Source organism: Kitasatospora sp. NPDC018058, assembly GCF_044327205.1.
GTDB lineage: Bacteria > Actinomycetota > Actinomycetes > Streptomycetales > Streptomycetaceae > Kitasatospora.
The window spans coordinates 27,480-53,129 of record NZ_JBIRFA010000034.1; the positions used below are offsets into that span (position 1 = coordinate 27,480).

Annotated in this window: 23 protein-coding genes; 16 read left to right on the forward strand and 7 right to left on the reverse strand. The window is 74.1% G+C overall.

What is annotated here, in order from left to right; genetic code table 11:
- The first annotated feature begins 116 nt into the window (after positions 1–116).
- From ACH4E7_RS34195 to ACH4E7_RS34205, 3 genes are all read left to right on the forward strand, one after another.
- Positions 117–1,076, forward strand: coding sequence for a zinc metalloprotease (locus ACH4E7_RS34195; protein ID WP_396253042.1), 960 nt, complete (start codon positions 117–119; stop codon positions 1,074–1,076).
- Positions 1,077–1,204: 128 nt separating this feature from the next.
- Positions 1,205–1,678, forward strand: a complete 474-nt coding sequence (locus ACH4E7_RS34200; protein ID WP_396253043.1) for a universal stress protein — start codon at positions 1,205–1,207, stop codon at positions 1,676–1,678.
- 52 nt (positions 1,679–1,730) lie between these two features.
- A complete protein-coding gene (locus ACH4E7_RS34205) occupies positions 1,731–2,537 on the forward strand; it encodes a DNA-formamidopyrimidine glycosylase family protein (RefSeq protein ID WP_396253044.1) in 807 nt (268 codons plus the stop codon).
- A gap of 46 nt (positions 2,538–2,583) precedes the next feature.
- Here ACH4E7_RS34205 and ACH4E7_RS34210 read toward each other — a convergent pair whose 3' ends face one another.
- Together ACH4E7_RS34210 and ACH4E7_RS34215 are read right to left on the reverse strand one after the other, a co-directional pair.
- Positions 2,584–3,219 carry a uridine kinase gene (locus tag ACH4E7_RS34210; RefSeq protein ID WP_396253045.1) on the reverse strand — a complete coding sequence of 212 codons (636 nt, stop codon included), beginning with the start codon at positions 3,217–3,219 and terminating at the stop codon, positions 2,584–2,586.
- A 60-nt stretch (positions 3,220–3,279) separates the two neighbouring features.
- Positions 3,280–4,596 carry a PQQ-binding-like beta-propeller repeat protein gene (locus tag ACH4E7_RS34215; protein WP_396253046.1) on the reverse strand — a complete coding sequence of 439 codons (1,317 nt, stop codon included), beginning with the start codon at positions 4,594–4,596 and terminating at the stop codon, positions 3,280–3,282.
- Positions 4,597–4,749: 153 nt separating this feature from the next.
- Here ACH4E7_RS34215 and ACH4E7_RS34220 point away from each other — a divergent pair, with 153 nt between their 5' ends.
- The 7 genes from ACH4E7_RS34220 (at position 4,750) to ACH4E7_RS34250 (ending at position 13,558) form a co-directional block, all read left to right on the forward strand.
- A complete protein-coding gene (locus ACH4E7_RS34220; RefSeq protein WP_396253047.1) occupies positions 4,750–5,316 on the forward strand; it encodes a Uma2 family endonuclease in 567 nt (188 codons plus the stop codon).
- 84 nt (positions 5,317–5,400) lie between these two features.
- Entirely contained in the window at positions 5,401–7,971 is a 2,571-nt protein-coding gene (locus ACH4E7_RS34225) for a SpoIIE family protein phosphatase (protein WP_396253048.1), read from the forward strand.
- Between the two features lie 36 nt (positions 7,972–8,007).
- The gene (locus ACH4E7_RS34230) at positions 8,008–9,675 is read left to right on the forward strand and encodes a sensor histidine kinase (protein WP_396253049.1); all 1,668 of its coding nucleotides are present in this window, start codon (positions 8,008–8,010) and stop codon (positions 9,673–9,675) included.
- A 110-nt stretch (positions 9,676–9,785) separates the two neighbouring features.
- Positions 9,786–10,454, forward strand: coding sequence for a response regulator (locus ACH4E7_RS34235; RefSeq protein WP_396253050.1), 669 nt, complete (start codon positions 9,786–9,788; stop codon positions 10,452–10,454).
- 555 nt (positions 10,455–11,009) lie between these two features.
- Positions 11,010–11,786, forward strand: coding sequence for a transglycosylase family protein (locus tag ACH4E7_RS34240; protein ID WP_396253052.1), 777 nt, complete (start codon positions 11,010–11,012; stop codon positions 11,784–11,786).
- Between the two features lie 310 nt (positions 11,787–12,096).
- Positions 12,097–12,852: an SDR family oxidoreductase gene (locus ACH4E7_RS34245; RefSeq protein WP_396253053.1), complete on the forward strand. Its 756-nt coding sequence runs from the start codon at positions 12,097–12,099 to the stop codon at positions 12,850–12,852.
- 97 nt (positions 12,853–12,949) lie between these two features.
- Complete coding sequence (locus ACH4E7_RS34250) at positions 12,950–13,558, forward strand: TIGR03086 family metal-binding protein (protein ID WP_396253054.1); 609 nt, start codon at positions 12,950–12,952, stop codon at positions 13,556–13,558.
- Positions 13,559–13,709: 151 nt separating this feature from the next.
- Here ACH4E7_RS34250 and ACH4E7_RS34255 read toward each other — a convergent pair whose 3' ends face one another.
- The gene (locus ACH4E7_RS34255) at positions 13,710–14,174 is read right to left on the reverse strand and encodes a (2Fe-2S)-binding protein (protein WP_396253055.1); all 465 of its coding nucleotides are present in this window, start codon (positions 14,172–14,174) and stop codon (positions 13,710–13,712) included.
- A gap of 38 nt (positions 14,175–14,212) precedes the next feature.
- On the reverse strand, positions 14,213–16,540 hold the full coding sequence (locus ACH4E7_RS34260; RefSeq protein ID WP_396253056.1) for a molybdopterin cofactor-binding domain-containing protein: 2,328 nt from the start codon (positions 16,538–16,540) through the stop codon (positions 14,213–14,215).
- Positions 16,541–17,017: 477 nt separating this feature from the next.
- On the opposite strand from ACH4E7_RS34260, the gene ACH4E7_RS34265 reads away from it, so the two are divergent.
- Positions 17,018–18,277, forward strand: coding sequence for an MFS transporter (locus tag ACH4E7_RS34265; RefSeq protein ID WP_396253058.1), 1,260 nt, complete (start codon positions 17,018–17,020; stop codon positions 18,275–18,277).
- Positions 18,278–18,405: 128 nt separating this feature from the next.
- Positions 18,406–19,137, forward strand: a complete 732-nt coding sequence (locus ACH4E7_RS34270) for a Mut7-C RNAse domain-containing protein (protein ID WP_396253059.1) — start codon at positions 18,406–18,408, stop codon at positions 19,135–19,137.
- Between the two features lie 103 nt (positions 19,138–19,240).
- On the opposite strand, the gene ACH4E7_RS34275 is transcribed toward ACH4E7_RS34270, so the two are convergent.
- Positions 19,241–19,615: a hypothetical protein gene (locus ACH4E7_RS34275; RefSeq protein WP_396253060.1), complete on the reverse strand. Its 375-nt coding sequence runs from the start codon at positions 19,613–19,615 to the stop codon at positions 19,241–19,243.
- Positions 19,616–19,782: 167 nt separating this feature from the next.
- Here ACH4E7_RS34275 and ACH4E7_RS34280 point away from each other — a divergent pair, with 167 nt between their 5' ends.
- Positions 19,783–20,283, forward strand: coding sequence for an inorganic diphosphatase (locus ACH4E7_RS34280; RefSeq protein ID WP_396253085.1), 501 nt, complete (start codon positions 19,783–19,785; stop codon positions 20,281–20,283).
- A gap of 24 nt (positions 20,284–20,307) precedes the next feature.
- Here the strand turns inward: ACH4E7_RS34280 and ACH4E7_RS34285 are convergent, their stop codons facing one another.
- Positions 20,308–21,591: a pyroglutamyl peptidase gene (locus ACH4E7_RS34285; RefSeq protein ID WP_396253061.1), complete on the reverse strand. Its 1,284-nt coding sequence runs from the start codon at positions 21,589–21,591 to the stop codon at positions 20,308–20,310.
- Between the two features lie 69 nt (positions 21,592–21,660).
- Between ACH4E7_RS34285 and ACH4E7_RS34290 the strand changes: the two genes are divergently transcribed.
- Together ACH4E7_RS34290 and ACH4E7_RS34295 are read left to right on the forward strand one after the other, a co-directional pair.
- Positions 21,661–22,845: a cytochrome P450 gene (locus ACH4E7_RS34290; RefSeq protein ID WP_396253062.1), complete on the forward strand. Its 1,185-nt coding sequence runs from the start codon at positions 21,661–21,663 to the stop codon at positions 22,843–22,845.
- 82 nt (positions 22,846–22,927) lie between these two features.
- Entirely contained in the window at positions 22,928–23,962 is a 1,035-nt protein-coding gene (locus ACH4E7_RS34295; protein ID WP_396253063.1) for a TerD family protein, read from the forward strand.
- A 46-nt stretch (positions 23,963–24,008) separates the two neighbouring features.
- Here the strand turns inward: ACH4E7_RS34295 and ACH4E7_RS34300 are convergent, their stop codons facing one another.
- A complete protein-coding gene (locus ACH4E7_RS34300; RefSeq protein WP_396253064.1) occupies positions 24,009–24,710 on the reverse strand; it encodes a C39 family peptidase in 702 nt (233 codons plus the stop codon).
- 209 nt (positions 24,711–24,919) lie between these two features.
- On the opposite strand from ACH4E7_RS34300, the gene ACH4E7_RS34305 reads away from it, so the two are divergent.
- Positions 24,920–25,594 carry a hypothetical protein gene (locus tag ACH4E7_RS34305; protein WP_396253065.1) on the forward strand — a complete coding sequence of 225 codons (675 nt, stop codon included), beginning with the start codon at positions 24,920–24,922 and terminating at the stop codon, positions 25,592–25,594.
- Positions 25,595–25,650: the final 56 nt, after the last annotated feature.

Sequence of the window (25,650 nt, forward strand, 5' to 3'; positions counted from 1 at the left end):
CGAATCCGCGCCGGGCACCGCCGGCGGCTCTTCGTCGGTCACCGCGCCCGGTCGCCGACGGGCGGGCCCGTGGCGCGGGCGACACCCCGTCACCTCCTTTCCCGTCAGGAGCGCTGATGCGCCGTACCGCCCGGGTGCGCTCGCGTGCCCCCCGCCTGTTCCCCTGCGCCGCCGCGCTGGTCGCCGCCGCCGGACTCAGCCAGCTCGCGACCCCGGTCCCGCACCACGCCGCGGCCGCCACGGTCTGCGACGGCACCGACGCCGCCGCCCGCAAGCCGGCCGGCGGCCGGGCCGGGAAGGACCCGAACGCCGTCAGCGCCGCCCAGGCCCAGGCCATGCAGGCGGACCTGGACGACCGGCTCGCCAAGCTGGGCACCACCCGCGTCCCGCTCGTCGGCGTCCCGACCACCGTCCCGGTGTACGTCCACGTGATCCACGCCGGGGGTGCCGGACGGGTCGACGCGGGCGTCATCGCCGCCCAGATGGACCACCTCAACGCCACCTACGGCGGCCAGGGCAAGGGCAACACCGCCAGCCAGTTCCGCTTCCAGCTGGCCGGCACCGACTGGACCGACAACGCCGGCTGGTACACCGGCATGACCCCCGGCTCCGCCGCCGAGCAGGCGATGAAGACCGCCCTGCGCAAGGGCGACCAGGGCACCCTCAACCTCTACATCGCCCACCTCGGGCAGTCCCTGCTCGGCTGGTCGACCTTCCCCAACGCCTACCGCTCGAACCCCATCGACGACGGCGTGGTGATCAGGGACGACTCGCTGCCCGGCGGCCACGCCACCCACTACAACGAGGGCAACACCGCCACCCACGAGATCGGCCACTGGCTCGGCCTCTTCCACACCTTCCAGGGCGGCTGCCTGCCCCCGGGCGACTACGTGGACGACACCCCGCCCGAGCGCAGCCCCGGCTACGGCTGCCCCGAGGGTCGCCACACCTGTCCGGGCCTCGGACTCGACCCGATCCACAACTTCATGGACTACAGCTACGACTCCTGCATGAGCCAGTTCACGGCTGGACAGGTCCAGCGGATGGCGAACTCGTGGGCGGCGTACCGCCGTTGAGGCAGTAGCGGACGTCGGGGCAGAGCATCGCCCGGCTGCGTGCGGCGTGGCAAACGCCGACCATTTGTCCGATTTGATCTATGTTTGGCGGACTGGGGCCGAGCAGGAGCAACCGAAGGAGACACGGCATGAGCGCCAACCCCCGGATCGTCGTCGGTGTGGACGGCTCGCCCGCCTCGGAGCAGGCGCTGCGCTGGGCGATCGACTACGCCAAGGCCGTCGGCGGGAGCGTCAACGCGGTCGCCGCCTGGGAGTACCCCGCCTTCTACGGCTGGGGCGGGACGAGCGCGCCGGCCGAGGTCTACAACCCCGAGGAGCTCGCCGGCAAGACGCTCTCCGAAAGCGTCACCAGGGTGGTCGGCGACGACCCCGGCGTGCGGATCAGCAAGAGCGTGATGCCCGGCAACGCGGCCGGGGCCCTGCTGCAGGCCGCCAAGGGCGCCGCCCTGCTGGTCGTCGGCAGCCGCGGCCTCGGCGGTTTCTCCGGCGTGCTGCTCGGCTCGGTCAGCCGCCACCTCACCGAGCACGCGCCCTGCCCGGTCGTCGTGGTCCGCGCGGGCCAGGTCGAGTCCTCGACCGCGTCCCAGACCGAGTCGGAGTAACGCCCAGGGGGGTGGCGTCCCGTCGGGCCGTCGCGCGGACCAGAATGGAGTCATGCCAGAAGGTGACTCCATCTATCGTGTGGCGGCCCGGCTACACGACGCCCTCGCCGGGCAGCTGCTGACCGGCGCCGAGCTGCGGGTGCCCGCGCACGCCACCGCCGCGCTCGCCGGCCGCCGGGTGCTGGAGGTCCGCCCGCGCGGCAAGCACCTGCTCACCCGCCTCGAAGGCGGCCTCACCCTGCACACCCACCTGCGGATGGACGGCCGCTGGGAGGTCTACCGCCCCGGCGAGCGCTGGACCGGCGGCCCCGCCTGGCAGATCCGCGCCGTCCTCGACACCGAGCAGGGCACCGCCGTCGGCTACCGGCTCCCCGTCGTCGAGCTGCTGCGCACCACCGACGAGCAGCGGGTCGTGGGCCACCTCGGCCCGGACCTGCTCGGCCCCGACTGGGATCCGGTCGAGGCCGTCCGCCGACTGCTCGCCCACCCGGGCCGCCCGCTCGTCGAGGCGCTGCTCGACCAGCGCAACCTGGCCGGGATCGGCAACGTCTACGCCAACGAGCTGTGCTTCGTGGCCGGGGTGACGCCGTGGACCGCGGTCGGCGAACTCCCGCACCCCGACCGGCTGGTGGAGCGCGCCCGGCAGATGCTGGACGCCAACAAGCTACGCCCCGGCCACATCACCACCGGTGACACCCGGCCCGGCTACCAGCACTGGGTCTACGGCCGGGCCGGACGGCCCTGCCCGCGCTGCGTCACCCCGGTCATGTCGGGGCGTCAGGGCGGTCCCCCGCGGGACCGGATGGTGTTCTGGTGCCCTTACTGCCAGCGCGGCCCGGCTCCGGCGGGCAGGGCCTGACCGGCGGATCCCTGCCGGGGCCGCGACGAAATCCGCCGATCAGGCCCTACGGCCGCTCGACCAGCGCAGGGTGGCGCGGGTCGTCCACCCGGACGGTGACGTCGGCGGCCTCGGCGGGCCCGGTCTCCGCCTCGTAGCGGGCGAAGGCGGGCAGCGTCCACTGCTGGTCGGCGGGGGTGCGGCGGGCCAGCGCGGCCGGGGTGAGCGCGAGGTGGACGGTCAGCTCCAGCGGCAGCCAGCGGCCCAGCAGCAGCGCGCCGTCCAGCACCAGCACACCACCGGGCGGGAGCCGGGTGTACGGGGCGCGGGTGGAGCGGTCGGTGACCGGGTCGCGCAGCGAGGGCAGCACCCGGCCGCTGCCGCCCGGCTCCAGCGGGTCCAGCACCTCGCGCAGCAGGGCGCCGTCGTCCAGCCAGAGGCCGTGGAAGGCGTCCGCGTCGCGGTGGCCGTACTCCAGCCGGATCGAGGCCGGGCGCAGGAAGTCCGCCGCCGACACCCGTAGCGCGGGACGCCCGCGCAGCCGCAGCGGCTCCACCAGGGCGTCGGCGAGCAGCTCGGGGCGGGCGGGCCCGGCGCCGTCCACGGCGACCCGCAGCCACCGCTCACCGGCGCCGGGCAGTGCGGCGATCCGGTCGGCGAGCAGTTCGGCCAGCTTGTCGGGGGAGATCGGGCGTACCTGCATCGGGCCATCCTTCCGCTTCGCCGGTTGTTCCGCGAGGGAGTTGTTCGGCGAGCGGGTCACTCAGCTCAGCGGGAGGGCGTGCAGGACGTCGTCGTGGCCCGCGTAGAGGTGGCTCCCGTCGGCGGCGACGGTCCAGACGTCCCGGCCCGGGCCGGAGTCGTGGAAGGTCCACCCCAGTACGCCAGTCGCGGTGTCGATCGCGCTGACCCCGGCTGCCGCCGGACCCGGGACGTACAGCGTGCCGCCGACGACCAGCGGACGGCTGCGCCGGTCCAGCAGGAACGGCAGCCGGCAGGACCAGAGCACCGCGCCGGTGCCCGTGTCGTGGCAGGTGACGACGCCGTTGTCGCGCGGGACGAACACCCGGACACCGTCCGGGACGGGCGGCAACGCCCGCCAGGACTCGCCCCGGGCGGGGGAGTGGGTCCAGCGCGGCTCGCCGCCGGGGCCCAGCCCGCGCACGCCGCCGTTGCCGTCGGGCACGAGGAAGTTCTCCCAAGCGGCAGCGCACCAGCGCAGGTCCTCGTCGCCGGGGGCGGTCCACAGCTCGCGGCCGGTGGTGGCGTCCCGGACCACCAGCTCGGTGCGGTCGCCGAGGGAGCGGGCGCAGGCCACCAGGCGGGCAGTGCCCCTGGTGGCGGGGGCGACCGGCTGTTCCTGGTGGTCGCAGGCGACGGACCAGAGCAGGGAACGGCCGTCGAGCCGCAGCGCGAAGACCCGGCTGCTCGGCGCGGTGCCGTCCGCGCGGGGCCGGCCCCAGACGTAGCCGTAGAGGACGCCGCCGCCCATGCAGGTGAACAGGAGCCGGCCCTGCAGCTCATCGGGCAGCGGCAGGCTCCAGTCGCCGGCGGGGTCGGTGAGGTGGCGGGCGTCCAGGTGTCCTTGGGAGGTGGCGGTGAAGAGGTGCTCGGGCCCGACCGCGACCTTCCCGATGGGCGGCTCGAGGTCGCTCGGCCAGCCCGGGGGCGGCGGCGGGTCGAACACCAGCAGTCGTCGGGGGTCACCGCTGGCCGGGTCGAGGACCTGCAGCCCGGCCTTGGACAGGAACACCGGGCGGTCCGGCGGGGCGACCAGCCGCTCGGGGGTCATCGCCTCCGCGCCCCGGTACGTCCACAGCGGCGTCGGCCCGGACAGCGCGGTCGGCTGCGGCTTCGTCGGCTCCGGCACCGGCCGGTCGCCACCCGAGCGCCCGAACGCCCACACCGCCCCGGCCGCCGCCAGCACCCCGGCGCCGGCCAGCATCCCGCGCCGGCTCAGCCGCGGTCCGTCCCCGCCCCCGCCGACCACGTCATCGGGCGCCTCGCCGCCACCCTCCGGGTCCCCATCCCACTGCCACGAAGCCTCCCGCGCGGCCCCCTCGGACGACGGCGACTGCATCCCGCTCCCGCTTCCACCCCCGGCGGCCTTGGCGCCACCACTCGCTGGGGAGGATATCGAACAGTCCCCGAACCATCCGAAGCCGTCGCAGCGCTGTACTACGCTGTGCCTCACAGCACAGGCCCGCACCCAGGAGACCGGGGGTGGTACGCCGTGACGGCCGAGATGATCGCACCCGAGTGGATGCACCGGCAGATCACCGGTGAGCAGTACGACTCCTGGACCGAGGAGCAGTGCGCGGGCATCGAGATCGTCGACGGGATGGTCGTCGTGAGTCCGAGCGTCTCGAAACGCCACAACCGCCTCGCGCGCCTTCTGGCGAACGCCCTGGACGCGGCGGGCGGCGAGGACTGGAACGCCGACACAGACTTCGACGTGCGGCTGCAGGACGTGCCGCTCAACAACCGGCGTCCCGACGTGGTGGTGTATCGCGCGGACACCCTCGACGAGTCGCCGACCAGACCGGACCACGTACTGTTGCTGGTCGAGGTCGTCTCGCCGGGCTCGGAGACCACGGACCGGGTGGTCAAGCTGGACCAGTACGCCAAGGCGGGCATCCCCTTCTACTGGCGGGTCGAGCAGGCGGCCGGTCGGGTGCCGATCGTCCACACGTACGTGCTGGACGCGGCGAGCCGGTCGTACGTGGCGGGCGAGCTGTGCACCGGGCTGGTGAAGGCCGTGGTGCCGTACCCGGTGGAGATCGACCTCGCCGGGCTCTAGGCGCTGACTCCATCGGCGGGTGGGCCGGTCGGGGCCGCAGGGGCTCGCCTTGACACGGTTCCGGGGCGGACGTAGCAAGGGAGCATGCGCCATCCGCATGCGACCGGCGGGGCCGCCGAGCCGGTCCGCGAGGCGGTCCCGGAAACGCTGTCGGAACCGGTCCTGGACCCGGTTCCGGACGCGGCCTCGGGCGCGGGCCCGGAGGTGGTCCCCGAGGCGGTGCGCGAGCGGGACGAACTGCTGGCGGCGGCCGTCCGGCGGGTGCTCGGGTCGACCGGGGCGTACGGGGCGATGGTGTACCTGCGCTCGCGTGACCGTCGGTCACTGGTGCTGCTGACCCTGGCGGGGGTGCCGCTGTCGATCATGAGCCCGTTCCGGCGGGTCGCAGCCGCCGGGCCGCTGCCGGTAGCGGTCTGCTTCCGGACCGGCCGGACCATCGCGCTGGCCGACACCGAGGACACCATGCGGCGCTTCCCGCAGCTGGCGGTCGGCCTGCCGTACGACTTCGTGTCCGCCTGCGTGCCGGTGGGGCAGGGCGGGGAGCGGTTCGGGGTGCTCAGCGTGCTGTGGCCGGCCTCGGACGAGGGGGTGCCGGACCAGGGAGTCGGCGAGTTGGTCGCGATCGCCTCCCGACTCGGTTCCGGCCTGGCCGAGTTGGTGGCGTCCGGCCGGCCGGTCGAGCCGCCGGAGGACGCCGCCGCGGTGGAGCTGCCGCCGCCGTCGGTGCCCACCACCCGGGTCGGGCTGTTCGACTGGAACACGGCCACCGGTGCGATCGCCGCCGATGCGCTGTTCCGGGAGATCTTCGGCTTCGCACCGGGCGAGTTCGACGGCACGGTGAGCTGCCTGACCCGCCGGATCGCCCCCGGGGACATACCCGAGTTCCGGGCCGCCGCGCGCACCGCCCTGGAGCGCGGCGAGGTGCGGGCCGCCCGGGTGCGGGTGCTCGGGCCGGACGGCCACCCGTACCCGGTGGAGCTGTGGGCCCGGGTGCCAAGCGTGATCGTCGACGGCCGGACCCACCTGGTCGGCGCCGTCCTGGACGTGCGGACGCTCACCGCCGCCGCGGCCGCCGTCGAGCGGCTTCGCGAGGGCGTCTTCTCGCTCGACCCGGACGGCCTGATCACCTACGCCAACCGCGCCACCGAACCGCTGCTGCGGACGAGCCGGGAGCAGCTGGTCGGCCACCACCCCTGGGAGGTGCTGTCCTGGCTCGCCGCCCCCTTCTACGAGAACCGCTACCGCGCGGCCCTCCTCTCCCAGCAGCCCACCGCCTTCCTGGCCGCCCGCCCGCCGGACGGCTGGCTGGCCTTCTCGCTCTACCCCGACAGCCAAGGCGTCACCGGTCGGGTGGTGGCCGCCGAGGCCCCGCCGGGTGCGGCCGAGCCGGCCGCCGCCCCGCCGCCGTCCGCGGCCACCACCGGCGTGGGCGGTACCCACCACCTGCTCCAGCTCGCCAGCGCGCTCACCGAGGCGGTCACCGTGTGCGACGTGTGCCGGGCGGTGGCCGAGGAGATCCTCCCGGCCTTCGGCGGCCAGGAGCTCGCCATCTACGGGATGCGCGAGAAGCAGCTGTACCTGGTGTTCCAGTCCGGCTACCCCGACGGCTTCCTGGACGGCTTCGAGGGCACCCCGGTGGACGCCCTCGTGCCCGGCGCCGAGACGCTCAGCACCGGCACCCCGATCTTCTTCGAGTCGGTGCACGAGCTCGCCGCCGCCTACCCCGGCCTGGCCCTGGACGAGATGGACGCCTGGGCCTTCCTGCCGCTGATCGCCTCCGGCCGCCCGGTCGGCAGCTGCATCCTCGGCTTCGACCGCCCGCGCCCCTTCACCGCCGAGGAGCGCGGCCTGCTCACCGGCCTCGGCGGCTTCATCGCCCAGGCCCTGGAGCGTGCCCGGCTCTACGACGCCGAGTTCGCGCTGGCCCGCGGCCTGCAGCAGGCCCTGCTGCCGCACCGGCTCCCGCAGGTGCCCGGCATCGGGATCACCGCCCGCTACCTGCCCGGCACCCAGGGCATGGAGATCGGCGGGGACTGGTACGACGCCATCGTCACCGGCGCGGACCTCACCCTGGTGATCGGCGACGTCGAGGGCCACAGCGTCGGCGCCGCCGCCGCGATGGGCCAGCTGCGCAGCGCCGTCCGGGCCTTCGCCAGCGGCGGCGAGCCGCCAGACCAGGTGCTCGCCCGGACCAACCGGCTGTTGCTGGACCTCGACCCGGGGCTGCTCGCCAGCTGCTGCCTGGTCCGCATCACCCCCGCCGACGGCACCGTCCGGATCGCCCGTGCCGGGCACCTGCCGCCGGTGCTGCGCCATCCGGACGGGCGGGCCGAGGCGCTGTACGTGCCGGGTGGGGCGCTGTTGGGTGTGGACGAGGAGGCCGCGTACCCGGTCAGCGAGCTGCGGCTGCGGCCCGGCTCCGTGCTCGCCCTCTACACCGACGGGCTGGTGGAGGACCCGGCGCTGGCGATCGACGACGGGGTGGACCGGCTGCGCGCCGCACTGGACCGCGGCCGGGCCGGGGAGGAACTGGAGGAGCTGGCCGAGCGGCTGCTGCGCGAGGTCGGCTCGACCGGGCGGGTGGACGACGTGGCGCTGCTGCTGACCGCGTACGGATCGGAGACTTTCGTCGGTGCGGAGGGCGACGAAGGGTGACCGCGGCGGCGGTGCCCGCCCGGTTAGCCTCGACGGGTGGAAACGATCGCACGGGCCTGGTCGAAGGCGGTACTGACGGCGCTGCCGGGGCCCTGGCCCCGGCGGCGGGTGGTGGGCGAGGCCGTGCTGGCCGTGTTCATGGGCGTGCTCGCCGGCCTGCTGGAGGTGATCAGCCGCACCGGCCTGGAGGTGCCCTTCGGGCTCGCGGTCGCTGGACTGTGGGTGCTGCGGCGGGGGTTCCCGGGCACCGTGCTGGTGCTGACCGGGGCCATCACCGGCTGGTCGCTCGGGCCGTTGCCGATGCTGGTCTGCGCGGGCTGGGCCGCCGGGGCGCGGATCCGCCGGGTCTGGCGGCTGCTGGGCTCCTTCGTCCTGAGCTATCTGCTGTTCTCCGTGACCGGGACGTTGAAGGACGGGGCCTCGGGCGCGCCCAAGCTGATCATCGGACTGTCGCTCGGCATGTTCCTGGTCTTCGTCGTCCTGCCCGCGCTGTACGGCCGCTACCGGGCGCAGCGCCGGGCACTGCTGGACGCGCTGCGCGAGCGCAACGACCAGCTGGTCCGCGAGCGGGTCATGGTGGTGCACCAGGCACGGCTGCGGGAGCGGCACCGGATCGCTCAGGACATGCACGACAGCCTGGGGCACCAGCTCGCGCTGATCTCCGTGCACTCGGGTGCGCTGGAGGTGGACCGCACGCTCAGCGACCGGCAGCGGGAGGCGGTCGGTGTGCTGCGGCAGGCGGCGGTCGCGGCGATGCGCGAGCTGCGCGAGGTGGTCGGCGTGCTGCACGACGAGTCGACGGCGCTGCCGCCGGTGGCCGGGGCGCCGGGCGCGGCGCCGGTCCGCGGCGGGGTGGACGGGATCGCGGGGCTGCTGGAGTCCTCCCGGGCGGCCGGGACGCAGGTGGCGTACTCGACGGAGGGTGAGCAGCGCCCACTGGCGGCCGCGGTCGACAACGCGGCGTACCGGATCGTGCAGGAGGCGCTCACCAACGCGCACAAGCACGCCCCCGGCGCGCCGATCGCGGTCGCGCTCCGGTACGAGCCGGACGCGCTGGTGGTCGAGGTCACCAACCCCCGCGCGCCGGAGCTCGTCGGCGCACACACCGGCGCGGGGGCGGTGGTCAGCGGCGGACAGGGGCTGACCGGGCTGCGGGAGCGCGCCCGGCTGGTCGGCGGCATGGTGCATGCCGGGGCGACGCCCGAGGAGGGCTTCCGGCTGGCGGCCGTCCTCCCCTACGAGGGGGTGGAGTCCGACGGCGCCGCCGCCCTGGTCGGGGAGGAGGACTGGGTGTTCGAGGGCCTGTCCCCGGACGAGGGGACGGGCGGCGGGCGACGCAGCCCGGCGATCGGCTGCGCGGCCGGGGTGGGCGCGGTCACGCTGGTCGTCGTGGGCCTGCTGATCTGGGGCGTGATGGCCTTCGTCCGGGGCAGCAGCGACTCGACGGTGCGGCAGTCGCTCTACGACCAGGTCCGGGTGGGTGAGTCCAAGGCCGAGGTGATGCGCCGGCTGCCGCCCGGCAACGACTTCTTCACCTCCGACTTCCAGAAGGACGGGCCGGCCCGGCCGGAGGGCTCGCACTGCCGCTGGTACGCCCTGGCGAACGGCGATTCGGACGACTCCTGGTCGGACAGCCACGTGGCGCGCTTCTGCTTCAAGGGCGGGGTGCTAGTGGACAAGGTGGAGTACATCAGCAAGAACTGACCGCCCCGGCCGGCCACTGCCCGGCTCCGGTGGCCCGGTCGGGGTACGGGGCGGCCGGGATGTGAGGATGGTGCCGCAATCGCATCATCGTTCGAGGGGAATGACCAGCAGTGATCCGAGTCCTCGTCGCCGACGACGAGCCGCTCATCCGGGCCGGGATCAGGATGATCCTGGGTTCGGCCGACGACATCGAGGTGGTCGCGGAGGCCGCCGACGGCCGGGAGGCGCTGGAGCTGGCCCGCGCGCACCGGGTGGACGTGGTGCTGCTGGACATCCAGATGCCGGTGATGGACGGGCTGACGGCGCTCGGGGAGCTGGGGAGGGTCGCACCCGGCGCACGGGCGATCATCCTCACCACCTTCGGGGAGCGCGAGAACGTCCTGCGCGCCGTGACCGAGGGCGGCGCCGGATTCCTGCTCAAGGACACCGCGCCGAACGAGCTGATCCAGGCCGTCCGGGCGGCCGCCAGCGGCAACGCCTTCCTCTCCCCGGCCGCCACCCGGCACATCGTCGACTCGCTGGCCTCCGGCCGCAGCGCTTCGACGGCCGCCCGCAGCGCGCTGGCCAGGCGCCGGCTGGAGGTGCTCACCGGGCGCGAGCTGGAGGTGTTGGCGCTGCTCGGTGAGGGTCTGTCGAACGCGGATGCGGGGGCGAGGATCCACATGAGCGAGGCGACGGTGAAGACGTACGTCAGCCGGATCCTGGCCAAGCTGGGCTGCGAGAACCGGGTGCAGGCGGCGCTGCTGGCGCGGGACGCGGAGCTCGACGGGCGTAGCTGAGTGCGTTCGCATGGACGCGTCGGGTGATGGGTGTGGTGGATCCCACCTGATCGGGCTCCCGAATCGGGAACTCCGGATTCGCCGGTGACGGTATGTCAATTCCCGGTCGCGGTGGGTGGATGGCATGCCGGAGTTCACGGCTGGACAGATGTGAGTGAGGGCACGGGAATTGATCGTTTGATTGCGAAAATGCGGTCAAACTCGGTCGAACCGGGCGCAGTTTCTTGATCGATACCGCCGGTAACAGTCAACTGACCTGCGAAGACCAAGAATTGCTTGCTGCGCCCCGGACATGCCCCCTAGCTTTCTTGGCGGCGCAACGAGCGCCACCCGGGTTCACCCCGACGCACCGCCCGCCGACTGACCCGCGGCGCTAGGGCGGTGCCCGCCGAGCAGGCCGGCTCGTACAGGCCGTCGGCGAGCGGAGGTGGCCGGGGCGGCACGGCACGTCCGACACGTGTGCGGCCGCCCGTCGAGTGAGGCAAGCGCGACCGACCGGCCCATGTCCCGGGCCTGGTTCCCGCTGCCCGCCCGGGGCTTGTCGAGAGGACTTTCATGACTTCCCGTCACGAGACCGCCGCTGCCACCGACACCACCGTCAGCACCAAGCGCAACCGCGTTCGGATGGCGGTCGTCGCGGGTGCCGCCGTCGCGGCCCTGCCGGTGGCCGGCCTCGTCACGGCCACCTCGGCCTCCGCCGCGCCTTCCTCCGCCTGGGACGCCGTCGCCCAGTGCGAGAGCGGCGGCAACTGGAGCATCAGCACCGGCAACGGCTTCCACGGCGGACTGCAGTTCACCCCGTCCACCTGGGCCGCGTACGGCGGGACCGCGTACGCCCCCCAGGCCAACCAGGCGACCAAGGCGCAGCAGATCTCCGTCGCCGAGAAGGTGCTCGCCTCGCAGGGGCCGGGCGCCTGGCCCGTCTGCTCCAAGAAGGCGGGCCTGAGCAAGGGCGGCGCCCCGGCCGTCGTCGACACCTCGGCGGACACGAGCGCCCCCGCCGCGAAGCCCACCACGCGGGCCGCGAAGCCCGCCGCGGCCCCGAAGGCCGCCCAGCCGGCCGCATCCAAGGCGAAGCAGCCGGCCGCGCCCAAGACGAAGCAGCAGGCGCCGAAGGCCGCGCCAGGCCAGCCGTCGGCCAAGCCGGCCCACTCGGCGCCGGTCACGGAGAAGAACACCTCCGGCGGCGGCTACACCGTCCGGAGCGGTGACACGCTGAGCGACATCGCCGCCAAGTTCGGCGTCGACACCGACAGCCTGTACAGCAAGAACGCCCGCACCATCGGCGGCAACCCGGACCTGATCTTCCCGGGTCAGACCCTGACGATCTGACGCCTCATCACCTCCGCGTCGAGTGGCCACCCCTGCGCGGGGTGGCCGTTCGACGCGTTCGCGGTTCCCGCGCACGGCTCCCGGGACGGATTTCCGCGCCGGTAGGGTCGAATGATGGTTCGACTGATCGGCGACAGTGAACTCATCGGCGGCTCCCTGGACCGGGCAGCCGGCGGTCGGGTCGTACGACCGGGGGCGTGCGGAGTCGTAGTTGAAGGTTGAACGCGACGTCTGAATACCGCTGGAGTCGAGGGGCGTTGCGGCCGAGGATGGAGTCATGTCCCAGACCGGAACAAGGAGTTCTGCAGATATGACGATGAACGGTGCGGTGGCGCTCGACGGCAAGGTGGCCCTGGTGACCGGCGGCAGTCGGGGGATCGGGGCGGCGGTCGCGCTGCGGCTGGCCGAGGACGGCGCCGATGTGGCGCTGACCTACCAGGGCGAGGCCGAGCGCGCCGAGGAGGTGGTCGCGAAGATCACCGCGATGGGGCGGACCGGCTGGGCCGTCCGGGCGGACAGCGCCGACCCGGAGGCGGTGCGCGCCGCGGTGGCGGCGGTCGCCGAGCGGTTCGGCCGCCTGGACATCCTGGTGAACAACGCGGGCGTCGGCGCCGGAGGTCCAATCGAGGAGATGGCGCTGGACGAGATCGACCGGGTGCTGGAGGTGAACGTCCGGGCGCCCTACCTGTACGCGCAGGCGGCAGCCGCCCACCTGGCGGACGGCGGACGGATCGTCAGCATCGGCAGCTGCATCGCGCAGCGCGTCGTCTTCTCCGGCGGCACGCTCTACGCGACCAGCAAGGCCGCGCTGATCGGCCTGACCAAGGCGCTGGCCAGGGAACTCGGCCCGCGCGGGATCACCGCCAACCTGGTCCACCCGGGCCCCATCGACACCGACATGAACCCGGCTGACGGCGAGTCCGCCGACTTCCAGCGCGGCTTCACCGCGCTCGGCCGCTACGGCACGGCGGCGGAGGTGGCGGCTGCCGTCGCCTACCTGGTCGGCGAGGACGGTCGGTACGTCACCGGCGCCGAGCTGGCGGTGGACGGCGGGTTCGCGGCCTGACCGTTCGTCGGGGGCGGTGTCGTGCCGAGCGGTTGTCGGCGCTCGCGCTTACGATCGCCCGGCACGACCCCGTGCGCCCCCGACCGAGAGGTGTGCCATGACCGCAGCGGACGACCCGATCGAGCTGCTCGCCCGGGCCCTCGCGCAGACCGCCGGGCTGATCGACGGCACCGGCATCGAGCTGGCCGGCCACTCGACGCCCTGCCGCTCCTGGGACGTCGGCGACCTGATCAGCCATCTCCTGTTCGACCTCCGGCAGTTCACCATCCGGGCCGAGGGAGGGCAGCCGGACTGGTCGCAGTCCTTCGAGCGGGTGGAGGAGGACTGGCTGCACGCCTTCGAGGCCGGTGCGGAGCAGCTGGTCGAGGCCTGGCGGTCGGCCGGCGACCTCACCGGGGCCGTGGAGCTCCCCGGCGGCGGGTCCGCGCCGGCGCGCTTCCCGGTGGACCAGCAGATCGTCGAATTCGCCGTCCACGCATGGGACTTGGCGCACGCCACTGGTCAGTCCGCCGACGGCCTGGACCACGAGGTCGCGTCCGCCGCCCTCGCCTGGGCCCGCGGCGCGCTCAAGCCCGAGTACCGCGGCGAGGAATCGGACCACCGCGCCTTCGGGCCGGAGGTGTCCGTTCCCGCGGACGCCCCGGCGTACGACCGGCTCGCCGCCTTCTTCGGCCGCGACCCCGGGGCGGGTGGGACGACCGGGTGACCGTCGCGGACGACCTGCAGCCGCTGTCGAACCCGGGGGCGGTGCCGGTGTCGCTGCCGACCGCGCCCACCAGAAGGCCGCTGGATCGCACGTGACGGCGTTGGCCGTGGTGGTGACGGTGGTGCCACCGGCGCGCGGGGGCGCACCCGCGTCAGCGCGCCTGCCGGGCCGCCGCGGCCCGCTTGATCGCCTCGCGGATGCGCGGGTAGCTGCCGCAGCGGCAGATGTTCTGGATCTGGTCGATGTCCGCGTCCGTCGGCTCGGGCGTGCGGCGCAGCAGGGCGACCGCGGTCATGATCTGGCCCGGCTGGCAGAAGCCGCACTGGGCGACGTCGCAGTCGATCCAGGCCTCCTGCACCGGGTGCAGGGTGTCGCCGTCGGCCAGGCCCTCGATGGTGGTGACGGCGCGGCCCCCGCAGTCCTTGACGGAGCGGGTGCAGGGCTGGAACTCCTGGCCGTCGAGGTGGCTGGTGCAGGCCCGGCAGACGCCCACCCCGCAGCCGTACTTGGGGCCGGTGACGCCGAGCTTGTCGCGCAGTACCCAGAGCAGCGGCATGTCGTCCGGGGCATCGACGGTGACGGGCTGCCCGTTCAGGACGAAGGTGTGGGTGGGCATGGGGAGTCGAGGTCCTCGGTTCGGTCGGTCGGCGGCGGTCAGAAGTTGATCGGGAAGGAGCGGGGGCTGGTGCCGGTCGCGCGCGCATAGGCGTTGGCGACGGCGGCCGAGGCCGCCGGGACGCCCAACTCGCCCGCGCCGCCCGGGGCTCCGCTCGGCGGCATCAGGTGGATCTCGACCACCGGCGGGGAGTGGCGCTGTCGGGCGTAGTGGAAGTCGGCGTAACTTCCCTCCCGTACCGCGCCGTTGTCGATGTGGTTGCCGGCCTGCAGGATGACCGAGATGCCGTCGATCAGCGCGCCGGTCAACTGGGCTTCCAGGCCGCGGGGGTTGATGACCTGGCCGACGTCGGCGGCGATCACCGCCTTGGTGACCCGGGGGTCGGCCCGGTCGGAGGCGTCCAGTTCGACCAGGTAGGCGACCCGGCCGCCGTTCTCGTCGTGGTAGCCGACGCCCTGGGCCTGGCCGGGCGGCATCGCGCGGCCCCAGTCGCCGGCGGTGGCGACGGTGTCCAGGAGCGCCTTCCCGGCGGCGTCGCGCAGTCGGGCACGGCGGAAGGCGAGCTCGTCCTGGCCCATCCGGCGGGCGAGTTCGTCCATCGTGATCTCGTCGGCGACCCGGACCATGCCGGAGTAGACCGAGCGCCAGCTGCCGGTGTGCATGGCCAGCGGCAGTTCGGCGAGCAGCTGGGTGGGGATGCCGACGTTGTACGGGTTCTTCTCGGTGAGCAGGAAGAAGGCCTGGGCGAGGCTGAGTCCGGCCAGTGACAGGTTGAAGCCGGCCCCGGTGAACGCCTCGCCGAGGCCGTGGCTGAGGTCGGTCCTGACGGTGGCGGCGCGGTGCTCCCAGGTGAGGACCTGGCCGAGGCCGTAGGTGGCGCGGATCCGGTGGTGGCTGGCGGGGCGCATCCGGCCGTGGCGCATGTCGTCGTTGCGGGTCCACATCAGCTTGACCGGGCGGCCGGCGGCCTTGGAGATCTGGGCGGCCTCCAGGGCGGCGTCGAAGAACAGCCGGCGCCCGAAGGAGCCGCCGCCGCGTACGACGTGGACGGTGACGGCGTGCTGCGGCAGGCCGAGTTCGGCGGCGATGGTCTGCTGGGCGATGATCGGGCTCTGCGCGGCGAACCACAGCTCGGCGCGGCCCGGCCGCACGTCGGCGACGGCGGTCAGCACCTCCATCGGTGCGTGGTTGACGAAGGCGAAGTCGAACTCGGCGTCCAGGTAGTGGGTGAGCAGCGGCGGGAGCGGGAACGGTGCGTGGGCGGCGCGCAGTCGGGCCTGGATGTCGGAGGTGGAGAGGTCCGCCACCGGGCCCGGGTTCCAGGTGGTGCGCAGGGCGTCGCGGGCCTTGAGCGCCTGGTCGAAGGTCTCGGCGAGGACGGCGACGCCGCTGGGGATCCGCACCACGGCGAGCACCCCGGGCATGGCGCGGGCGACCGAGGCGTCCAGGGACTTGAGGGTGCCGTTGATGGTGGTCGGGCGGGCGACCACGGTCGGCACGGCGCCCGGGATCCGCAGGTCCCCGGCGTACTCGGCGCGCCCGGTGACGATGTCACGGGCGTCGATCCGGCCGGTCGGCTTGCCGACCAGGCGCCGCTGGTCGGCGGGCTTGGGCGTGCCGGGCACGGCGGGCAGCGCCACCGCGGCGGCGTCGGCGGCGAGTTCGCCGTAGCCGAGGCGGCGGCCGTCGGGGGCGAGGACGGCGGAGTCGGCGGTGCGCAGGGTGTCCGCCGGAACGTTCCAGCGGTTGGCCGCGGCGGTCACCAGTCGGGCACGGGCGGCGGCGGCCGCGGCGCGCACCGGGTCGTACAGCGAGCGCACCGAGGTGGAGCCGCCGGTCATCTGGTTGAAGAGCAGTTCGGGGCGGCTGTCGGAGAGTGGGACGTCCACGTCGGTGAGCTTGGCGTCGAGCTCCTCGGCGACCAGCATGGCGATAGCGGTGGTCAGGCCCTGGCCGACCTCCAGCCGGGGGAGGTGGAGCGCGGCACGCCCGGCGGGGGTGATTTCGAGTACCAGCAGGTGCGAGGTCGGCAGCCCGGCGAGGATCATCGCGTCGCCGAGGTCGAGGACGTCCGGGATGCCCGGCAGGCCGAGCAACTGCGGCGGTGCGGAGGCGCCCTGGGCAGCGGCGGCGGCTCGTACGGCGGCCTGCGCGGTGGCGGGAGCGGCGGCGTCCAGGCCGAGCCGGGCGGCGACGGTGAGGGTCGGTGCGGCCAGCAGGTAGGTGAGGAAGCGGCGCCGGCCGGTGGCCTCGGCGGCGGCCGGTCCGGCCGCCTCGTCCGGGGGGCCGGTGGAGTCCGAAGGCGCGATGGGGGTGCTGATGGGAGGAACCCTTCCGGCCGAGACGGCGCCGGATCGGGCGGGCACGGACGGCCCTGGCCCCGGTGCCGGATCGCGGACGCCGTTGAGCATAAGAGGGCACTACTGACGGGTCAACACGGCCAATCTTGGCCCTGCGGCCGGGTGGTGGAGGTGCTTCGTCCGGTTCGGGCGGGGGAGTCGGAGCGGATACGGACGGCGCTTCGGCCGTGCGGGCGGGACCGGTCGCGCCGGGGTCGAAGCGCCTGAGGGGATCAACCGGGCGCTGTCGTACGGGAGTTCACCGCTCGTCCGATGGTGCGGCGGGGAGCGGAAGTGGCCCAGGAAATTTCAAGATCAATGGACCTATCGGGCGGTCCATTCGCTCACTAGGGTGGGTCTCAGGACACAGAGGCCCGCCGGCATCGTTGGTGAACGCCGGTCCCGCGTGCCGCCCGTCCACCCGTCCGCGAGTCCGTCAGCCCGCAGTCCGCCCGTCGGATGGTCGGCCGGTCAGTCAGGAGAGAAGTGCCGAACAGGAGAGACGTGCCGAACCGCAGCGCCGCCCGGTTTGCCCTGCTGCCGCCCGCCGGACCTCAACGGACGCTCGCCGCCGCCCAGTTGGCGAGCGCCGTGGGCGACGGTGCCTATTACACCTGCTCCGCGCTCTACTTCACCCGGGTCGTCGGCATGTCGGCCACCGCCCTCGGCGTCGGCCTCGCCGTCGCCTGGGCGCTCGGCTCGCTGGCCGGCGTCCCGCTCGGCCACCTCGCCGACCGCCGGGGCCCGCGCCGTACGGCGGTGGCGCTCGCGCTCGGCACGGCGGTCGTGGTCGCCGGTTTCCTGGTGATCCGTTCCTACGGGCTGTTCCTGCTCGCCGTCTGCCTCTACGCCACCGCGCAGTCCGGGCTCACCGCCGCCCGGCAGGCGCTGGTCGCCGGCCTGGTGCCGCGCGAGGAGCGGACCGGACTGCTCGCCCATCTGCAGTCAACCCTCAACGGCGGCTTGGCGGTTGGCGCAGCCGTCGGTGGCATCGCGCTCACCCTCGGCACCCGGACCGCCTACCTGGGCGCTTTCACCGTCACCGCCATCGGCTTCCTGGCCGGCGCGCTGGTCCTCCGCCGGCTGCCCGAAGTCCCGCCCGCGGCACCGGAGTCGGGCACCGGCCCGCGGCTGGCCGTGCTGCGCGACCGGCGCTATGCCGCCGTGACCCTGGTCAACACCGTGCTGCTGCTGCGGATGCCGCTGCTCAGCCTGGTGCTGCCGCTGTGGATCGCCGAGCGCGCCCCCGGGATCGGCTGGCTCGGCTCGGCGCTCTTCGTACTGAACACCGTGGCGGTGCTGGCCTTCCAGGTCCGGGCGGCGCGCGGCGTCACCGGGCTGGACTCGGCGGTGAAGGCGGTCCGCTCGGCCGGGGTGCTGCTGCTCGCCTCCTGCGCGGTCTGCGGCCTGTCCGCGCTGGACGTCCCGGTCTGGGCGGTCGGGGCGCTGCTGACGGCCGCGGCCGTCCTCCAGGTCGCGGGGGAGATGCGGCAGTCGGCCGGCTCCTGGCAGCTCGGCTTCGACCTCGCGCCACCGGAGCGGATCGGCCAGTACCAGGGCTTCTTCGGCACCGGCGTGGCCGTCGCCCGCACCCTCGGGCCGCTGCTGCTCACCACGCTGCTGCTGGACGGCGGCCTCGCGGGCTGGCTGGTGCTCGGCGGGGTTTTCCTCGCCGCCGGGTGCGCGATGGGGCCGGTCGCCCGCTGGGCGGCGAGCGACCGCCGCACCGCACCGGCCCCGGCGGTCGCGGCGTCGCGGGGGTAGCCGGAGAAACGGGGCACCCGGGGGCGGGGCGCACGGAACACGGGCGGCCCCGGGAATCAGGCCGCCCCGACTACAGGCCGCCCGGAAAACGGTGGCCCCCGCCCGCCGCGCGCTGGCATGCTGGCCGCGTGGACAGACCCCAGATCTGGTTCGACTTCGCCCCTGAGCTGCACCTCTTCGTCTCCGCGCCCCGGCGGGCCGGTCGCACTTCGCTGCGCACCGACGGCACCTCCACCCTTGGCCACGTGGTCGAGTCGCTGGGCGTCCCGCTCACCGAGGTCGGGGCCCTGCTGGTGGACGGACGGCCCGTCGCCGACTCGTACGTCCCGGTCGACGCCGAGCACGTCAGTGTCGAGGCCGTGACCAGGCCGCAGCCCTCGCCCGCCCCGCCGCGCTTCCTGCTGGACGTCCACCTCGGCACCCTCGCCCGCCGACTGCGCCTGCTCGGCGTCGACGCCGCCTACGAGAACCCGGACATCGGCGACGCCGCCCTGGCCGCCCGCTCCGCCGCCGAGCAGCGCGTCATGCTCTCCCGCGACCGCGGCCTGCTGCGCCGCCGCGAACTGTGGGCCGGCGCCTACGTCTACAGCCACCGCCCCGCCGAGCAACTGCGCGACGTGCTCTCCCGCTTCGCCCCGCCGCTCGCCCCGTGGAGTCGCTGCACCACCTGCAACGGCACGCTGCGCACCGTCACCAAGACCTCGGTGCGCGAGCAGCTCCAGGACGGCACCGAGCGCTCCTACGACGCCTTCGCCCAGTGCGTCGACTGCGGACAGGCCTACTGGCGCGGCGCCCACCACGCCCGGCTGGAGGCCATCGTCACCGACGCGGTACGCGAGTTCGGGGGCGTCTCGGGGTAGCGGCTCGGGGTCGGCTCAGGGGCGGGGACGCATCGGCGCGCATGGCGGGTCCTCGGGCGGCCGTGGGGGGCGGTGCTGGAGCTGCCGGTGGTGCGGTGAGCAGCTACGGCGCGTGCAGGCCTAGGGTCCAGGCGTGGGTGGTGTAACCGCCCATCCGGGTCGGATGGCGCTCGACGAGCGTCACGTCCAGGCCCTCGGCCGTCCGGCGCAGCGAACCGGTGAAGCGGTGCCGCTCGTCCGGGCCCAACGGGTGCAGCTCGGCCAGCACGGCGTCGTCCAGCTCCCGCCCGACCGCGCGCAGCACCCCCGCGTCCAGCACCAGCAGGGTGCCGTCCGGCAGGACCAGCGGCGCCGGGGCCTGGGCGTCGGCCAGCAGCGGGCCGCGCTCGATCCGTCCGCCGGGCAGCAGCCGCACCACCCGGCTCTCGGTGGGGTGGCGGCGGTCCGTCTCGACGACGCGCAGGCCGCTGCCGACCACGTAGTGGCCGTAGCTGCGCCAGGAGTCGACGACGGTGCCGTCCCGGTCGTGGGCCCAGGTGTCGAACGGCGGGTGTCGTTTCGGTGGCCGCCTACGGGGCCCTGACGGCGGACAATCCCCCCAGGACCATCTCCCCAGGATCCGAGGAGGAGGCGACGGTGGAGTCCGTGGAGTTCGAGGTCGTGATCGAGGTCCCCCAGGGGGCCCGGAACAAGTATGTGATGGACTTCGACGCGGGCCGCATCCGCCTCGACCGCACCCTCTTCACGGCCACCCGCTACCCCACCGACTACGGCTACGTCGAAGGCACCCTCGGCGGCGACGGCGAACCCCTCGACGCGCTCGTCCTCGGCGGCGAGCCGGCCGTCCCCGGTTGCGTGCTCACCTGCCGGGCGGTCGGCATGTGGGTGATGCGGGACGAGCGCGGCCCGGATCAGAAGGTGCTCTGCGTCCCGGCCCGCGACCCGCGCTACGCCGACCTGCGGGACGTCGGCGACCTGCCGGAGTTCGACCTGCTGGAGATCACCCACTTCTTCGAGGTGTACAAGGACCTCGAACGCGGCAAGTCGGTCGAGGGCTCGCACTGGGCGGGGCGGGAGGCGGCGTACGCGGAGATCGCGTGCTCGCGCGCCCGGGCGGCGGGGACGCGCTTCGCCTTCCCGGCGTAGGCGCACCCCATCGTCGTCCGCTCCTCAGAGCCTCGCGTTGCGCAGGATCACCCCCACCTGGTCCGAGATCGCCGCCTCGTTCCGCTCGAACTCCGGCGACGTGACCCGCGCCTGGTCCGCCGGGAGCCCGGTGAGGACCGGGGTGTGCAGGTGCCCGCCGGGGAGGTCGGGGGCGAGGTCGAGGCGGAGGCGGTTGGAGCGGTAGGCGACCTCGTTGGAGAGGTAGCCTCCGCCGCCTCCGGCGACGGCGCGGGAGCCGGGGGTCGGGCCGTCGGGGCGGACGACGGGGGTGGTGGAGCCCTCGGGGATCTCGGTGACGGGGGTGTTGAGCAGGACCGGATAGGGCTGCTGGACGGCCGTCATGGCGTCCGTGGGCAGGGTGGTGTGGATGAACTCGGGGCCGTCGGCCAGGCCCGGGGCGTCGACCGGGTGGTCGCGGGTGCCGCCGGAGAGCGCGCCCACGTTGTCGGTGGCCGGGTCGGCGGAGCGGGCTCGGCCGGCCCAGGCCTCCAGGGTGAACGTGCCGGGGTAGCCCTGGCTGATGCTGGTGATCAGGTCGGCGGACTGCGGGCCGGGCACCAGGTGCGGGCCGAAGGCGCGTTCCACGATGCCGGCGTCGAAGTCCCCGTAGCGCACCGGCAGGACGACGGCCCGGACTTCGGCGGTGCTGCCGTCGGCGAGGGTGATCCGCTGTCCGTGGAGTCGTAGGACGGCCGCGCCGGAGGGGTTGGCGCGGCGTGCTTCGGTGTCCAGACCGTACGGGTCGAAGCCGCTGACGAAGATCCGCCGGATGCCGGGGTCGCCGGTGAAGCCGTCGTCCAGGCCGCGTGAGGCGTCCTCGAAGCGGGCCCGCAGGTGGGCCTGGTCGACGTCGAACTTCGGTTGCCAGCGGGCGAGTTGGGTGGTCATGGCGAGCCTGGTCCAGTACAGCGGGCGGTCGTCGCGGGCGGGCAGGTCGCCGCTCGGCCGACGGTCCTGGGCGCGGTCGACGCCGGCCTGCCAGAGCGCCCGGCCCCAGGCGTCCACGACCCGCTCGGCCCGGTGGGCGTTGCGGGCGGCGCAGAGCGCGGCGGGGAAGCCCGCGAGCAGGTCGTCGAGGCCGGAGCGCTCGGTGAAGGCGGCGGTCCGGGTGTCCTGGAGGCGGGCCTGTTCGGCGTCCAGGGGTGCGGTGGTGACGGGCCGGCAGTCGGCCCGGTCGGCGTGGGCGGTGGCGGGGACCAGCAGGGCGGCGAGCGTCCCGGCGAGGGCGGCGGCCAGAGCGGCGGCGCGGCCGACGGTACGTCTGGTGGCACGGCGAAGCTGTGTCATGTCCACCGACAATAGGTGTCGGGCTGATGCCCCGCCAGAGCGCCCGCTCCGTACCCGTAGGCTGACCGGGTGACACCCCTCGACCCGACCGTGAAGTCCCTGATCGCCGACCCGTACGGCGCCTACGTCAAGCTGCGCGCCGAGGCGCCGGTGCAACGGGTCGTCGGCCCGGACGGGCTGCCCGTCTGGCTGGTGACCCGCTACCCGGACGTCCGCCAGGCGCTCGCCGACCCCAGGCTCGCCCTCGACAGGGCGCATGCCGCACCCGGCAACTACAAGGGCTTCTCGCTGCCGCCCGCGCTGGACGCCAACCTGCTCAACATGGACCCGCCGGACCACACGCGGATCCGCCGCCTGGTCGCGCAGGCCTTCACCCCGCGCCGGGTCAGCGCCCTGCACGCGCCGATCGAACGGGTCGCCGAGCGACTCCTCGACGCCATCGAGCCGTTGGGTCGCACCGACCTGCTGGCGAACTATGCCGCGCCGCTGCCGATCACGGTCATCTGCGACCTGCTCGGCGTCCCCGAGGACGACCGGCTGGACTTCCGTTCCTGGACCGACACCCTGATCACCCCGGACCCGGCCCGACCCGAGCAGGCCCGCGCGGCCGTCTCGTCGATGCTCGGCTTCTTCACCGGCCTGATCGAGCGCAAGCGCAGCGAACCGGCCGACGACCTGCTCTCCGACCTGATCGCGGTCCGGGACGAACAGGACCGCCTGAGCGAGGACGAGCTGACCTCGCTCGCCTTCCTGATCCTGTTCGCCGGGTACGAGAACACCGTCCACCTGATCGCCAACGCCGTCCTCGCCCTGCTCACCCACCCCGAGCAGCTCGCCGCCCTGCGCGCCGAGCCGGAGCTGATCGCGGGCGCCGTCGAGGAGTTCGCCCGCTTCGACGGCCCCGCTCCGCTAGCCATCCGCCGCTTCCCCCGCGAGGACGTCGCCATCGGCGGCGTCACCGTCCCGGTCGGCGAGACCGTGCTGCTCTCGCTGGCCTCCGCCAACCGCGACCCCGAGCAGTTCACCGACCCCGACCGGCTCGACCTGCGCCGCCGCGAGAACGGTCACCTCGCCCTAGGCCACGGCATCCACTACTGCCTGGGCGCCCCGCTGGCCCGGCTGGAGACCTCCCTCGCGCTGGCCGCGCTGCTGCGCCGCTTCCCCGGCCTCGCCCTGGACGTCCCGGTCGGGGAGCTGCGCCACCGGCCCACCATGCGGGCCCGTGGCCTGCTGGAACTCCCGGTGCGGTACTGACTCCGATGCCGGGAACCGGCGCGACGTCTACAGCGTTGTCGTGGTCGAACAGCGTGTTTCGGACGGTGGTGGAGGAAACCCCATGAGTGTGGCCCTGACGAAGGGCGGCAACGTCTCCCTGGGCAAGCAGGCCCCCGGGTTGCGGGTGGCCCGGGTGGGCCTGGGCTGGACGGTCGGCGGCGAGTACGACCTGGACGCCAGCGCGCTGCTCTGCGGGGCGTCCGGGAAGGTCCTCACGGACCAGCACTTCGTCTTCTTCAACAACCTGCAGAGCCCGGACGGCTCGGTCCGCCACCAGGGCGGCACCGGCACCGGTGACGACCGCGAGCGGATCGAGGTCCGGCTCGCGGACGTCGCCGCCGACGTGGAGAAGATCGTCTTCGCGGTGGCGATCTACGACGCGGCCCAGCGGCGGCAGACCTTCGGGCAGGTCCGCGGCGCCTACATCCGGATCGCCGACGCGGACGGCGGCGCCGAGGTGGCCCGCTACGACGTGCGGCCGGAGGCCGGCAGCGAGACGGCGATGGTCTTCGGCGAGCTCTACCGGCACGGCGCGGACTGGAAGTTCCGGGCCGTCGGGCAGGGGTACGCCTCGGGGCTCGGGGGCATCGCCACGGACTTCGGCGTCGACGTGCTGCAGCCCGCGCCCGCCGCGCCGACGCCCGCCCCGGCTCCCGTGCCCGCCGTCCCAGCTGCCCCCGCGGTGGCGCCCGCCGTTCCGAAGGCCCAGCCAGCAACAGGGAGTTCACCCGTGACGTGTTTCTTCGACCCCTCGCACGGCTACGGCTCGACCGCCGTGCTGTGGCAGCCGCAGTGGGGCGTGCCGCGCCAGGTCGAGGCCTGCGCCGCCTGCGCCCAGCGGGTGCAGACCACCGTCCCGCCGTTCTACACCCCGCCGCAGGCCGGCTACCCGCAGCAGATCCAGCAGGTCCAGCAGGGCCACCCGCAGGTGCCCGGCCAGCAGGACCAGGGCCGGCGCTTCGGCACCGGCGCGATGATCGGTGCCGGCGCGGCCGGCCTGGTCGGCGGCATGCTGCTGAACGAGGCGCTGAGCGACGACGAGCCCCACGTGGTCGTCAACAACTACTACGAGGACGACGACGACTCCTTCTTCTAGGCGTTCGCCTGCGGCCGGCCGGAACCGCGGTGCCGGTTCCGGCCGGTCAGCCGATGACGACCGCCATGTGGCCGTAGGTGGCGTAGCCGTTGTCGAAGTCCTTCTCGGAGACCGTCGTGCGGCCGCGCGCGGGGTCGTTGACCGACACCGTGCCGTCACCGAAGCCGGTGACGACGACGGTGTGCTCGGCGGGCCCCGCGTACGGGATGCTCCTGCCGTCGTAGGCCGTGTAGGTGGTCGTCGCCAGGTGCCGCCACAGGTAGTCCACCCAGACGATCGCCGGGTGGCCGGCCGCCAGGTGGTCCTTCAGCGCCGAGGTGGAGATGCCCTGGCCGTCGGCGAGCACGGTGAGCCCGAAGGAGCGGGCGGCCTTCGCCACCGGCGGGGAGTAGACGCCGTAGCCGGTGCCGTCCGTCTCCGAGCCGTCCGGGTCGCCGACGAAGGCCTCGAAGGGGTCTCCGGAGAGCGGGCCGGAGTGGCCGAACTCGTCGTGCACCCGGTCGACGCCGATCCGGTCCAGGATCTGCTGGTCGTCCGCCCGCACACCCCGCGCGGCGAGGACCATGCGCAGTGCGGTCGCCTCGCAGTCGTCGGCGAGCTGCTGGTGGTAGTACGGGACGCCGGCGGCCTCGGCGGCCGCGGTACCCATGGCGGGGCCGGCGCCCATGGCCGGGTTGGCGCCCGCTGCCAGGAACGCGCCGACCAGGGCGGTGAGCCAGGACGCCCGTGCTCGTGATGTGGTCATCATGCCGATGACGCTATGAAGGTCGGTTGCCCTCCGCAGCCGCTGAGCGGCGATCAGGTGACGGAGCGTTCCCGTCGGCGGTGAGGGTCGGCGATGGCCCGCGCCGCGCCGACGCCCGGGCCGCCCCGGAGGAGCTGACCCGGTGACACCTGCTGTCGGTGCGGTGCGCTTGAATGGGGCCCTGCACCGCTCTGACCGGGGGAGACGTAGCGATGACCGCGACCGATGTGACTGGCGCGACCGACGCGACCGACGCGAGCGGCGCCACCGATGGCGCGGATGTGGCCGCCGGGCCGCGCGCCGAGCTGCTGGCCGCCGCCAGGAACCCCACCGCGGCCTGGCTGGAGTCCTGCTTCGGCGAGGGCACGTTGTGGCGGCCCGAGTCGCTGCCCGAGGGGCTGGAGTCGGGCACGGCCCGGGCGTTCCTGACCGAGGTCGGCATTCCGGCCGTCGAGCTGGACTTCGTCGGCTACGACTCGGCGGACCTGCCCGAGCGCGGCATGTGGGAGGCGGACACCGACGAGCTGTATGCCCGTGACCCCGAGGACGACTCCCCGGCGGGCCTGGCCTACTGCGTCGGCAAGTTCGACGACTGGCACCTGATGGTGGACGCCGAGTGCGGCGTCGTCGAGATCTACAACTCGGACGGCTGGACCACCGGACGCGGCCACGGCGGCTGGGCGGCCGACTCGCTGCCCGAGGTGATCGGCGCGCTGGGGCTGCTGGCCGGCTTCGAGGAGCGGATCGTCAACGGCGACACTCAGACCGCGCTGGACGAATTCGAGGCGCTGGTGGCGCAGTTGGGTCAGGGGCCGGACAAGTCCGACCTCTGGGTGGGGCTGCTGGAGAACCTGCGCGAGGAGTACGAGGAGTTCGACGAGGACTGACCGGCGTCCATGAACCGGCGGCCGCACAACGCAAGCGCGTTGTGCGGCCGTTCGCG